Below are 11,673 nucleotides of genomic sequence, written 5' to 3'. Positions count from 1 at the left end.
TTATTATTGTAATAGATTGATTTTTAAGCATTAAATATATTCTAGGCATACAAAGAAATGAAAAAACCGAAACGATGCATTGTAATCATGTTTTTGATTCCCGCTTCTTTTAATAACTACCTGTAATCAATTCTGTTAGATTCAGTGTCTTCAAGCTGTTTAATAATAGATCCGGGAATTTCATCACTGTCAATCGGGAAGCTGATAGAATCTGAAATAAAATTTTTTCTGTCCGCTTTTCTGAAGATTTCAAACAGGGCAATCGGTTCCTGATTGAAGCTTATGCAAGTGCTTATAAAGTGGATTTCGAGGAGTTTATAGTCCGGGTTTTTAAGTTTTTCTTTACTATCTTTTATTCTGGAAACAAAATGTCTCTGGCGGATAAATGTATTGCTGTTCATGATAATAAAAACATAATCTGAATACGCGGTTACCTTACCGAAATATTTATGGTGATCACCACCGCTTCTTTCAATAAAATATTCTCCGGTAGTTTCAGATTTATAAATTTCCATAGCAGAGCGCCATATACGGTCTTCTTTTGCCATTAATGGGTTATCAGGAAGATTTCTGTTGTAGGAATACCAACAGCCTACTAAACGGTCTAAAAGAGATGTATTCAGAGCTACATTGTTCATATCGATCCTTAAATCATTAAAATTGAATGATTCTGTAGTGGAATTAACGAAATCTATATAATTGGAATAACCTAATACTTTAACGATGCTGCTCAGTTTAGCAAGATTGGGCCTGCTCAGAACCGCGTTTTCATTCTGTCTGAACTTCTTTAGCTTGTTGATGATCAAATGCTCATAAAGATAATTACTCCCCAGCAGATCAGGCTCTTTCTTTATTGCTTTTTCGGAATGATCAATGGTAATCAGCTCATTGAGTTCTGCACTTATGTAGGACCATTCGGTTTTAGTAACATCTGTCCAATGGTTTTTCTTCAGAAAGTGCCGGCTTAAGAAATTCATTAATTTCTCGAGATGTAGAATGTCTTCCTTTTTCATGGGAGTTATTTGTAAGACTAATTTAAGATTTTTATCCAACCGAAAAAGACTTTTGTGAGACTTTTATATTTTGCAATCCATTGATATTTGAGTAGAAAATAAAAATCAAAACAATGGAAACAAAAATGGTATTACAAGACGAATCCCTTTGGAACCGAATACAGAAGTTCTCCCTGGATGCTCCCGGTGCTGATTTTCCTTTTTCAAAAAAACTGGCAAAAGAACAACACTGGAGTCTTGCTTTTACAAGAAAAGCAATAGAAGAATATAAAAAATTTGTTTATCTCTGCTGTATTCTTCCCAATGGAGCTTCACCCAGTGAAATTGTTGATAAAGTATGGCATATGCATCTGATTTACACCCAGAATTACTGGGAAGAGTTCTGCCCTAATATTTTAAAAAGACCGCTTCATCATCATCCATCAAAAGGAGGAGCTGAGGAGAGAAAAAAGCATCAAAACTGGTTTGCAGATACTTTAGCAGGTTATCAGAAAGTATTTCAACGGGAAGCACCTGAAGAAATCTGGAAAGGACTCAGGAAAAAATCTACAATAGAAACCTGGCTGAGAAAGATGGCTTTTTTATCTCCCATTCTTATCTTGCTCTTATTGCTTTCATGCTCAGACGGTGCAGGGTTAACAGGAATGATGATTACCGTTGTGGTATTGGCGATTATTTTTATTTTAGGAGTGGTTACCTCTTTCACAGGAGACAGTGAAGTTTCTGATCTCCGGAAAAAAGACAAACAGAGTAATGACGGAGGAGGAAGCTGTGGTAGCTCAAGCTGCAGCGGAGGAGGAAGCTGTGGAGGCGGTTGTGGTGGATGCGGAGGCTGTGGCGGATAATAAAACTTATTATTATGAGAAAACTCACCATACATTCAGTTCCAATTCTGATAAGCTTTACATGGCTTATAGTACTTCATCAGACATTTAATCCGGTTATTCTTAAAGGACCCGATTTTCTGAAGTTTTATCTTATCCTTATTTCCGGATTCTACGCTTCAATTTTTCTTTTAAAGAATTTAAAAGAAACCATTTCAAGAACAACACTTTATTTCTCAGGATTTATTTTGTTGTTGGGAATTATAAAGCTGGTCAGAGGAATGATATTAGGAAAACCAATAGGTTTTTTAATCATTATTTTACTAATGGAAATTGTTGTTATCTTGATCTTTATGGTGGATCATGTCAATAAAAAGATCAAGTAAAAACCTTACAAAAAACAAACCCGAAACAAAATGTTCCGGGCTTTATGATATTTTGTTGATCTTAAATATCTTTCTTTTTTTCTTTTACAGGCTGGTAGCCATATTTTCTAACCATTACAGAAGTAAAGACCACCAAAATAAGGCTTATCGCGATATTTGATTTTTCAGGATGTACAATGGCCTGATAAAAGTTATAACCGAAAATTGCCGAAACAATCGTAATCAGTATATTGCTTACATAAGCATATTGGTTTCTTGCAGTTGTTTTCATAGTAATATTTTATTGTTATTTACTCCGTAAGTCTGACAATTTTTCAAACGTTACAGAAAAATTTCAAAAAATATTTTCAATAAAAAACTTTGTTACAATAACGTGCACATCGAACCCAAAAAGTTCCTACGAAATCACTCCGCTGCCGATGAGCTCTTCATCCATATACCATGATGCAAACTGCCCTTCGGCAATCGCAGACTGTAGCTCATCAAATTCAATATAAAAAGCATTTTCAAATTGATAAAGGGTTGCTTTCTGTAAAGGCTGTCTGTATCTGAATCTGGCCATTACTTCCATAGATCCTCCGCTGTGAAGTCTCATGTCTTCACGTACCCAATGCAGTTCGGAATTATCAATTTTGAGTGCTTTTTTATGAAGACCCGGGAAATGGCTTCCTTCTCCTACGAAAAGGATATTGTTTTCCATATCTCTGGAAATGATAAAACAGCTTTCTTTATGTCCGCCTATTCCAAGGCCTTTGCTTTGTCCGATCGTAAAAAACTGGGCACCCTGATGTTTCCCGATTACTTTTCCGTCAGATTTTTTATAATTGATTTTTCTTGATAAAAACTCAAGTTCTTCTTCTTTGGATGAAAATTCAGGTTTTTCTTCTGAAAATAGAGGAGAATCTTTAAATATTTCTACAATTTCACCCTCATTTGGTTGTAGTTGCTGCTGTAAAAACTGTGGAAGGCTTACTTTTCCTATAAAGCATAATCCCTGAGAATCTTTTTTATCAGCGGTTACCAGACCGATCTCTTTCGCAATTTCTCTTACCTGAGGCTTGGTGAGTTCTCCGATAGGAAATAAAGCCTTGGAAAGCTGATCCTGACTTAGCTGGCAAAGGAAGTAAGACTGATCCTTATTGTTGTCTTTACCGGCAAGAAGATGGAAAATTTCTTTCCCGTTCTCATCAAAAGTAGAATTAACCCTTGCATAATGTCCTGTAGCCACTTTATCGGCACCCAAAGACATGGCTGTTTTCATAAACACATCGAATTTTACTTCTCTGTTACACAATACATCAGGGTTGGGGGTTCTTCCTTTTTCGTATTCGGCAAACATGTAATCAACAATACGTTCCTTGTAAAGTTCACTCATGTCTATCACCTGGAAAGGAATTCCAAGCTTTTGTGCCACCATAAGGGCATCATTACTGTCCTCGATCCAGGGACATTCATCTTCTAATGTTACGGAAGCGTCGTTCCAGTTTCTCATGAATAAAGCCACTACTTCATGGCCCTGCTGCTGCAGCAAATAAGCTGTAACACTAGAATCTACACCTCCGGAGAGGCCTACTACTACTTTCATTGTATTTCAATTTTACGAAACTCTTAACGGGAGTTCTTAGTTTGATGCGGCAAAAATACAACTAAATAAATTCGTAAAAAAACCATAATTTTAAAGATTGATAAAAACGATATACATCGGATCATCATTTATCAGCATCTGCAGGAAGAGGCTGATGAGAATATAATTTCAGGACCAATAAAATAAAACATATGAAAAAGTTTATTATTTCTGTGATGCTGATAGCTTCAGGGTCACTTTTTTCCCAGGTTTCAGTAGGAACACAGGCACAGGAAAGCAACAGATGGACCTTTGGAGGAGGCATAGGATTAGGGTTTGGGAGTAATAGCTCATTTAACCTACAGGCTTCACCACGAGTAGGATACAGGCTTACGGAAGATCTTGAAGGGGGAGTTATAGGAAGTGTATCGTGGCAAACATCCAATTCTTATAAATCTACCATGTTCGGAGTAGGACCGTTTTTGAATTACTATTTTGCCAGATCATTCTATGTAGGAGCCAATTATCAACATTTTTTTATCAATTATAAAGATAAATATTACGATTATAAATACAATACGGAAGAAAATGCTCTGTATTTGGGAGGAGGATATATGCAGAGAATCGGGAATAATTCTTTTATGCAGCTTGGGCTTATGTATAACGTGCTGTGGAAGCAGAATTCCAGCGTGTTTACAAGCGGCCTTATCCCGAATATTGGTTTCGTGGTAGGACTTTAATTTTTTATTTCCAAAATTGTAGAGAGGTTTACATTTAATTAAACACAAAGATGAGTTTGATTTTGAGAATGTAAAGATAAATAAGCTGTTTCGCGAAGCTTGAAAATAGGGCTTCATCAAATTAACCTGCTGATTCACTCTTTGCTGCTTACGATAAATCTTTGCGTTAGAAAAAGGAGGAATTCTAAAAATACGGTAAACAATAAAAAACAAAAATCCCCAGGAAACTTCCCGGGGATTTTCTATTTGAAATTAAATTATTTTGAAGTTGTTTTAAGATTGAGAAGATTTCTCAGCAGCCGATTTTTTAGCTTTCTGTGTTTTCCCGATCAATCCGTCTTTAGCCTCGTTAAGGTCAAGAACTACGGTTTCTCCTTCACTTAATTGTTTGTTTACCAGCATCTCTGCCAATAAATCTTCAATGTATTTCTGGATCGCACGTTTCAATGGTCTTGCACCGAAATCTTTATCCCATCCTTTTTCAGAAATAAAGTCTTTAGCTTCTTCCGTAAGATCAACTTTATATCCTAATTTTTCAAGTCTGCCATAAAGCTTATTCAGTTCAATATCAATGATTTTTTTGATATCATCCTGTACAAGAGAGTTGAAGATCACAATATCATCAATTCTGTTAAGGAATTCTGGTGCAAATGCTTTTTTAAGGGCATTTTCAATAGTACTTCTCGCTCTGGAGTCTGAAGTGGTTTTCTTCGCAGAAGTTCCGAATCCTACACCGTCTCCGAAATCTTTAAGATCTCTTGTTCCGATGTTTGAAGTAAGAATTATGATGGTATTTCTAAAATCAATCTTTCTACCTAAGCTGTCTGTAACGTGTCCCTCATCCAGAATCTGCAGCAGAATATTGAATACATCCGGGTGAGCTTTTTCAATCTCATCCAAAAGAACGACTGCATAAGGTTTTCTTCTTACCGCTTCTGTTAACTGGCCACCTTCTTCGTATCCAACGTATCCCGGAGGCGCACCTACCAATCTCGAAACGGCAAATTTCTCCATGTACTCACTCATGTCAATTCTGATCAGAGATTCGTCGGATTCGAAAAGCTCTCTTGCCATTACCTTGGCCAATTCAGTTTTACCAACCCCGGTTGTTCCAAGGAAAATAAAGGTACCAATAGGGCGGTTAGGATCTTTAAGACCTGCTCTGTTTCTTTGAATAGCCTTAACCACTTTTTTCACAGCATCTTCCTGACCGATTACTTTTCCGTTCAGTTTTTCGTCCATCTGAGCCAGTTTGTCAAGCTCATTTTTACCAACTTTTGTTACCGGAACCCCGCTCATCATAGAAACCACTTCTGCTACATTTTCTTCTGTTACGGTTTCTTTTTTCTCTTTTACATCTTTGTCCCATTTTTCCTGAGCCGAATTCAGTTCCATCTGAAGACGTTCTTCTTCATCTTTCAGCTTTCTGGCTTCCAGATAGTCCTGAGCTTTTACAGCCTTTTGTTTCAGTTCTTTGATCTCTTCAATTTTCTTTTCAAAATCAATGATTTCTGTAGGAACTTTCATGTTTTTGATGTAAACGCGGGATCCTGCTTCGTCCATTGCGTCAATAGCTTTGTCCGGTAGGAAACGGTCTGTAATATATCTTGATGTCAAATTGACACAAGCCAGAATAGCTTCCGGAGTATAAATTACATTATGATGCTCTTCATATTTGTCTTTGATCTGATTCAAAATCTGAACAGTTTCATCAATAGAAGTAGGTTCTACCATTACCTTCTGGAATCTTCTTTCTAAAGCTCCGTCTTTTTCAATATACTGACGGTATTCATCCAGTGTGGTAGCCCCGATGCATTGAATCTCACCTCTTGCCAAAGCAGGTTTGAACATATTGGAAGCATCTAAACTTCCCGTAGAACTTCCTGCTCCTACAATCGTATGAAGCTCATCAATGAATAAAATGACATCTCTGTTTTTCTCCAGTTCCGTCATAATTGCTTTCATTCTTTCTTCAAACTGACCACGATACTTCGTTCCTGCCACTAAACTTGCCAGGTCTAAAGTGATCACTCGTTTTCCGTAAAGAACCCTTGATACTTTTTTCTGTTGAATTCTTAATGCTAAACCTTCAGCAATGGCAGATTTACCAACCCCCGGCTCCCCGATAAGAAGCGGATTGTTTTTCTTTCTACGTGATAAAATCTGAGAAACTCTTTCAATTTCCTTTTCACGCCCGATTACTGGGTCCAGCTTTCCATCTCTGGCCAAAGAAGTAAGGTCTCTACCAAAGTTATCCAATGTTGGGGTTTTACTTTTTGCAGAACCTAGATTTCCTGTAGGCTTTCTGATTTGCTCAAATTCTTCTCTCTCGTCATCGTCATCGTACGCGCTCATCTGAGGAGACTGTCCTGAATTTTTAAGCATAGTCTGATACTCTCTTGAAACTCCTTCGTAGTCGATGTCATAAGCTCCCAGAATATTTGAAGTAGGATCCTCATATTTATAAAGAATACCTAAAAGCAGGTGAACGGTATTAATTTCATTGCTTTTATATTGGCGGCATTCTAACTCTGCACGTTTAATGGCATGATCCGCCATCTTGGTGAAAGAAATATTGGTAACCTCTTCAGAAATAGGATTTAGACTTGTTGTATTTAAAGTTTCAATTTTTCTTCTGATTTGTGTTAAATCCGCATTAAGGTTTTGAAGGATTTCTTTTGCAGAGTTTTCCGTTTTTATAATACCTAAAAGTAGATGTTCTGTATTAAGAAATTCACTTTTCAGCCTTTTAGCTTCGCTTTTGCTTTGTTTGAACACCTGGCTCAAACCTTGTGAAAACTTATAATCCATAATATATCTCATTAGAACAAAGGCAACATTACCTTTTATTCATTATCTAAATTACAAATATTTTACCAAAAATCAATTAATGACTTTATGGCAGAAAAAATTTTATTATCTTATTGAAAATGATTAAGTTTGTTGTCCTTAAATTTTCCCTATGAATACGGAAATTACTACTTATATAGGCTATTCTGCTTCTGTTTTTATCGTATTGAGCTTCATACTGAAAGATGTAAGAAAAATCAGAGTGGTTAACATGATTGGCTGTATCTGTTTTGTCATTTATGGTATCTTTAATGGAATGCTTTGGCCGGTTATTATTCCAAACGGGCTTATTTGTTTCATTCAGATCTATTATTTAATATTAGATAAGAAGGATTAATGAAGAAGAAAATAATAGTATCTGCCTTTAGTAATCTGTATACCGATCAGAGAATAGAGAAGGTATGCAAAACCCTTTTTGATAACGGATATCCTATAGAACTTATCGGAAACAACTGGGGAGGAAATGAGAAAATGGACCGTCCTTATCCATTTTCAAGGATCGCATTAAAATCAAAAAGTTTAAAGACCGCTTATTTTGAGTTCAACTGGAAGCTATACAAGGAACTAAAGAAAAAAGCGGACAAAGATACGATTCTTCATGCCAATGATATCGATGCACTTCTGCCAAATTATCTCATTGCCAAAAAACTAGACATTCCCCTGGTGTTTGACAGCCATGAAATTTTTACGGAAATGCCCTCTGTACAAAACAGATTTTCACAGAAATTCTGGAGAATAGTTGAGGGAAATTTGATTCCTCATGTTAAATTTATGATGACAGAGAGTGAAAGCTATGCCGAATGGTTCCATGAAAAATACAATGTCAGACCGGTTGTTGTAAGAAATATCCCTAGAAAAATACTTTCAGCTCCTGAAATTCCGCACAATCAGCCGAAAATTATTCTGTATCAGGGAGCAATCAATCAGTCCAGAGGTATTGAGAAAATGATTGTTGCCATGCATCATATTAAAGATGCTGTTCTGAAAATAGCAGGAGACGGCCCTAAGAAGAAAGAATATGAGGAGCTTGTTGTTCAGGAAAATTTACAGGATAAAGTTTTTTTCCTGGGTAAGCTTAAGCCGGAAAATCTCAGAGAAATAACCAAAACAGCAGATGTAGGGTTTAGTCTTGAAGAAAATAATGGGGTGAGCTATTATTATTCTCTTCCTAATAAAGTTTGTGACTATATTCAATCCAGAGTACCGCTTGTCATGATAGATTTTCCGGAAATGCAGCGCATAAGAAATCAGTTCAATGTAGGAGAAATTATTACGGATCATAACCCAGAAACAATTGAGAAAGCCATCAATCTTATTCTGGAGAGAGGCAGACCATATTATCAGAGTGAATTGAGTAAAGCTGCAGATGTACTTTGCTGGGAAAATGAGGAAACAAAAATCCTGACGCTTTTTGAACAAGCATCTCATTAATAAATTTTACAAAATTGGTTATCTTTGCACAAAGAAATTTGATTTAAAATGACCATTAAAGAAAAACAGCAGGAAATAATCGAAGAATTCGCTTTTCTTGAAGACTGGGAGCAAAAGTATGAGTACATCATAGATCTTGGAAAGGAACTGAAGGGCTTACCGGAAGAAAGAAAGACGGAAGAAAATCTGATTAAGGGCTGCCAGAGCAAAGTTTGGATTGATGCCGAATTTAAAGATGGGAAGCTTTTCTTTAATGCTGATTCTGATGGTATTCTGCCAAAAGGAATTGTTTCTCTTTTAGTAAGCATTTATAGTGGACATTCCACTCAGGAAATCCTGGATTCCGATTTTGATTTTATTGCAGAAATAGGACTACAGGAATTTCTTTCGCCGTCCAGAGCCAATGGGCTAATGGCGATGACAAAGCAGATTAAGTTTTATGCAGTTGCGTATCAACTGAAATCATAACTGTGGCAAGAATTTTAGCATATCGTTTTTCCGCATTCGGAGATGTTGCAATGACGGTACCTGTCTTCAGGGAATTTCTGGAGCAGAACCCGGGCGTGGAAATTATTATGGTTTCCAGGAAAAATTTTGAAGCGCTTTTTGCAGGAATTCCAAATGTGACCTTTAAAGGGATTGATCTGGATGATTATAAAGGATTGTTCGGATTAAGAAAGTTAAGTAATGAGCTGGTCAGAGAATTTAATCCCGATTGTGTTGCGAACCTTCATGATGTGATCCGAACCAAAATTTTAGACAGAATTTACAGAAGAAAAGGACTTAAAGTTTTCAAAATAGATAAGGGAAAAGAAGAGAAAGAGCATCTTACGGATGTTTGGAATCTGGAAAAAGTACAGCTGAAAAAAACAGTGGAACGCTACGCTGATGTTTTTAGAAAGATGGGTTTCCAGGTAGAACTTTCCCATCAGTTAAGGCCGCGTACAGAACAAAAATCGGGGATTGGTTTTGCTCCTTTTGCCCAGCATAAAGGGAAAATGCTTCCTTTGGAAAAATCCTATGAACTGGTTAGAATTCTGGCTAAAAAGCATACTGTTTATTTCTTTGGCGGCGGTAAAAAAGAAAAAGAAACGCTGGAAAAATGGGAGCGTGAAATTCCTAATACAAAAAATCTTGCCGGAACCTTAAACCTTACACAAGAGCTCGACCATATTGCCGGTCTGGAACTGATGATTTCTATGGATTCTGCGAATATGCACCTTGCAAGTCTTGTAGGCACCAGATGTATTTCTATTTGGGGGGCTACGCACCCTTACGCCGGATTTTTAGGATTTGGGCAGCGTGAAGAAGATGTTGTTCAGGTGAAAGATCTTACCTGCAGGCCATGTTCTGTTTTTGGAGATAAAGAATGTTACCGGGGAGACTGGGCTTGTCTTGAAGAATTTGATATTCAGGGCGTGATAGACAGGGTTAATTCTTAAAAATAACCTTAATCATTTCTTCAGCTTTAGCTATATCTGAGTGAGTATTTTCTAGTATTTTTTTTCTGTTTTCAGTATCATGATAATCTTTCTCTGCTGATGTGATAATATGTTGGCGAATTTCATTCATATCAGCTCCATATAGGCATAAATCTGTCAAAACAGGATCATCTGTAATATTTCCGTTGATCATAACAAAACGGCTGTTATAAAGGGTGTTGAATAATTTTACCTTAGTTCCTGAATTCTGGTAGGAAATTAAAATATTCCCATGGGCATTTTCCAGGAGATCATGAAGTTTTTCTGTAGTCTGAATAGGAGTGAGGCTGATGTTCTTAACTTCTGAAATTTTTCTTTTAATATCTTCGCTGGCACGGTCGGAAGCTATCACTAATTTGTATTGCGGAAGAATTTTAAATAGATCTATAGTTTCATTCAAAGCTCTTTTGTTATCGGCAGTCGTAAGATCTCCGTGAAAAAGGAAATAATTTCCTTTTTTATCCAATTGTTTTACCGACTGGTTACCATGAAATAGGTGAATTAACTGCGCATTTCCCGAATAATCTTCTACTTCTTTATATTCCTTTTCAGACAGGCAGAATACGGTTTCAAATCTCTTTAACAGTTTTTTCTGATATCCGGTATATTTTAATGATTCAATCCTGTAAATAATCTTTTTGAATAGATTCTTTTCTGATAAAGAAAGCCCTTTATAATACTCAGTTTCGTTATTGTGGTAACGGAGGTAGAGTTTGTGGTCATTTTTTCTCAGAAATCGTATAATAGAGGTTGTCTGTAAGCCTTCGAACAAAACAGGAGCTTTTATCTTCTCAAGGTTGGTAAGAAGAGTTTGAGAGTCTCTGATAGCAGCAGCGAAAGGTGTTTGTGAAAAATAAAGGAGCGGATTCTTTTTCTTTTTATAAAAAAAAATATTTTCCGTGATTTCTTTAACTTCCGGATCAATCTTGTCAGGGATCTGATCTATAAAACAATGAAGGTGAATTTTTATTCCCAGATCAGATAAAGCCTTAATTTTATAATACACATCAATAATACCACCGTAAGAAGGAGGGTAGGGATAATTGAATGATATAAGATGAAGTTCCTTCACGTAAGCCGAATTCAGTTGAAGGGCAAAGGTAAATAAATATGGGGAAAAGTGGAGTGTCGTTTCAATTTGCTCAGTGTAAAAATAAAAAAATCTCCCAGAAATCTGAGAGATTTTTTGTGGGTCCTGAGGGATTCGAACCCCCGACCCTCTGGGTGTAAACCAGATGCTCTGAACCAACTGAGCTAAGAACCCGAATTTTTTTGAAAGGTTTCGTTTCCTTTTCTGTGGGTCCTGAGGGATTCGAACCCCCGACCCTCTGGGTGTAAACCAGATGCTCTGAACCAACTGAGCTAAGAACCCTCTAGACTTGTT

Annotated in this window: 12 protein-coding genes and 2 tRNA genes; 7 read left to right on the top strand and 7 right to left on the bottom strand. The window is 36.7% G+C overall.

Annotated elements, in window-relative coordinates; all coding sequences use genetic code 11:
• Positions 1–116 precede the first annotated feature (116 nt).
• Positions 117–1,013, bottom strand: a complete 897-nt coding sequence (locus tag BLW74_RS14285) for a hypothetical protein (RefSeq protein WP_089693265.1) — start codon at positions 1,011–1,013, stop codon at positions 117–119.
• Between the two features lie 113 nt (positions 1,014–1,126).
• Here BLW74_RS14285 and BLW74_RS14280 point away from each other — a divergent pair, with 113 nt between their 5' ends.
• On the top strand, positions 1,127–1,858 hold the full coding sequence (locus tag BLW74_RS14280; RefSeq protein ID WP_089693263.1) for a glycine-rich domain-containing protein: 732 nt from the start codon (positions 1,127–1,129) through the stop codon (positions 1,856–1,858).
• 14 nt (positions 1,859–1,872) lie between these two features.
• The gene (locus BLW74_RS14275) at positions 1,873–2,223 is read left to right on the top strand and encodes a hypothetical protein (RefSeq protein WP_089693261.1); all 351 of its coding nucleotides are present in this window, start codon (positions 1,873–1,875) and stop codon (positions 2,221–2,223) included.
• Positions 2,224–2,284: 61 nt separating this feature from the next.
• On the opposite strand, the gene BLW74_RS14270 is transcribed toward BLW74_RS14275, so the two are convergent.
• Together BLW74_RS14270 and mnmA are read right to left on the bottom strand one after the other, a co-directional pair.
• Positions 2,285–2,494 carry a hypothetical protein gene (locus BLW74_RS14270; protein WP_089693259.1) on the bottom strand — a complete coding sequence of 70 codons (210 nt, stop codon included), beginning with the start codon at positions 2,492–2,494 and terminating at the stop codon, positions 2,285–2,287.
• 126 nt (positions 2,495–2,620) lie between these two features.
• Positions 2,621–3,808, bottom strand: coding sequence for a tRNA 2-thiouridine(34) synthase MnmA (gene mnmA, locus BLW74_RS14265; protein ID WP_089693257.1), 1,188 nt, complete (start codon positions 3,806–3,808; stop codon positions 2,621–2,623).
• A 191-nt stretch (positions 3,809–3,999) separates the two neighbouring features.
• On the opposite strand from mnmA, the gene BLW74_RS14260 reads away from it, so the two are divergent.
• Positions 4,000–4,527 carry a hypothetical protein gene (locus BLW74_RS14260; protein WP_089693255.1) on the top strand — a complete coding sequence of 176 codons (528 nt, stop codon included), beginning with the start codon at positions 4,000–4,002 and terminating at the stop codon, positions 4,525–4,527.
• A gap of 273 nt (positions 4,528–4,800) precedes the next feature.
• On the opposite strand, the gene BLW74_RS14255 is transcribed toward BLW74_RS14260, so the two are convergent.
• Positions 4,801–7,338: an ATP-dependent Clp protease ATP-binding subunit gene (locus BLW74_RS14255; RefSeq protein ID WP_089693253.1), complete on the bottom strand. Its 2,538-nt coding sequence runs from the start codon at positions 7,336–7,338 to the stop codon at positions 4,801–4,803.
• A gap of 151 nt (positions 7,339–7,489) precedes the next feature.
• Here BLW74_RS14255 and BLW74_RS14250 point away from each other — a divergent pair, with 151 nt between their 5' ends.
• From BLW74_RS14250 to BLW74_RS14235, 4 genes are read left to right on the top strand one after another with little or no spacing between them, the layout of a single operon-like run.
• Entirely contained in the window at positions 7,490–7,714 is a 225-nt protein-coding gene (locus BLW74_RS14250) for a uroporphyrinogen decarboxylase (protein ID WP_089693251.1), read from the top strand.
• Positions 7,714–8,808, top strand: a complete 1,095-nt coding sequence (locus tag BLW74_RS14245) for a glycosyltransferase (protein WP_089693249.1) — start codon at positions 7,714–7,716, stop codon at positions 8,806–8,808. The genes BLW74_RS14250 and BLW74_RS14245 overlap by 1 nt, the downstream gene beginning before the upstream one ends.
• A gap of 48 nt (positions 8,809–8,856) precedes the next feature.
• Positions 8,857–9,276: a SufE family protein gene (locus BLW74_RS14240; RefSeq protein WP_089693246.1), complete on the top strand. Its 420-nt coding sequence runs from the start codon at positions 8,857–8,859 to the stop codon at positions 9,274–9,276.
• Positions 9,277–9,278: 2 nt separating this feature from the next.
• A complete protein-coding gene (locus BLW74_RS14235; protein WP_227413299.1) occupies positions 9,279–10,250 on the top strand; it encodes a glycosyltransferase family 9 protein in 972 nt (323 codons plus the stop codon).
• On the opposite strand, the gene BLW74_RS14230 is transcribed toward BLW74_RS14235, so the two are convergent.
• The 3 genes from BLW74_RS14230 to BLW74_RS14220 form a co-directional block, all read right to left on the bottom strand.
• A complete protein-coding gene (locus tag BLW74_RS14230; RefSeq protein WP_089693244.1) occupies positions 10,240–11,361 on the bottom strand; it encodes a hypothetical protein in 1,122 nt (373 codons plus the stop codon). The two genes, BLW74_RS14235 and BLW74_RS14230, sit on opposite strands and share 11 nt — an antisense overlap.
• Positions 11,362–11,478: 117 nt before the next feature.
• Positions 11,479–11,553 (bottom strand) — tRNA-Val (locus tag BLW74_RS14225).
• 33 nt (positions 11,554–11,586) lie between these two features.
• Positions 11,587–11,661 (bottom strand) — tRNA-Val (locus BLW74_RS14220).
• Positions 11,662–11,673 lie beyond the last annotated feature (12 nt).

It is taken from the genome of Chryseobacterium culicis, from assembly GCF_900108365.1.
Lineage (GTDB): Bacteria > Bacteroidota > Bacteroidia > Flavobacteriales > Weeksellaceae > Chryseobacterium > Chryseobacterium culicis.
This window is presented reverse-complemented; position numbering and strand designations above follow the sequence as displayed.

Excerpts from the sequence above, each read along its gene's own strand:
- BLW74_RS14240 (WP_089693246.1), top strand. The coding sequence starts at position 8,857 with ATGACCATTAAAGAAAAACAGCAGGAAATAATCGAAGAATTCGCTTTT.
- BLW74_RS14280 (WP_089693263.1), top strand. The coding sequence starts at position 1,127 with ATGGAAACAAAAATGGTATTACAAGACGAATCCCTTTGGAACCGAATA.
- BLW74_RS14275 (WP_089693261.1), top strand. The coding sequence starts at position 1,873 with ATGAGAAAACTCACCATACATTCAGTTCCAATTCTGATAAGCTTTACA.
- BLW74_RS14285 (WP_089693265.1), bottom strand. The coding sequence starts at position 1,013 with ATGAAAAAGGAAGACATTCTACATCTCGAGAAATTAATGAATTTCTTA.
- BLW74_RS14250 (WP_089693251.1), top strand. The coding sequence starts at position 7,490 with ATGAATACGGAAATTACTACTTATATAGGCTATTCTGCTTCTGTTTTT.
- mnmA (WP_089693257.1), bottom strand. The coding sequence starts at position 3,808 with ATGAAAGTAGTAGTAGGCCTCTCCGGAGGTGTAGATTCTAGTGTTACA.
- BLW74_RS14260 (WP_089693255.1), top strand. The coding sequence starts at position 4,000 with ATGAAAAAGTTTATTATTTCTGTGATGCTGATAGCTTCAGGGTCACTT.
- BLW74_RS14270 (WP_089693259.1), bottom strand. The coding sequence starts at position 2,494 with ATGAAAACAACTGCAAGAAACCAATATGCTTATGTAAGCAATATACTG.
- BLW74_RS14255 (WP_089693253.1), bottom strand. The coding sequence starts at position 7,338 with ATGGATTATAAGTTTTCACAAGGTTTGAGCCAGGTGTTCAAACAAAGC.
- BLW74_RS14245 (WP_089693249.1), top strand. The coding sequence starts at position 7,714 with ATGAAGAAGAAAATAATAGTATCTGCCTTTAGTAATCTGTATACCGAT.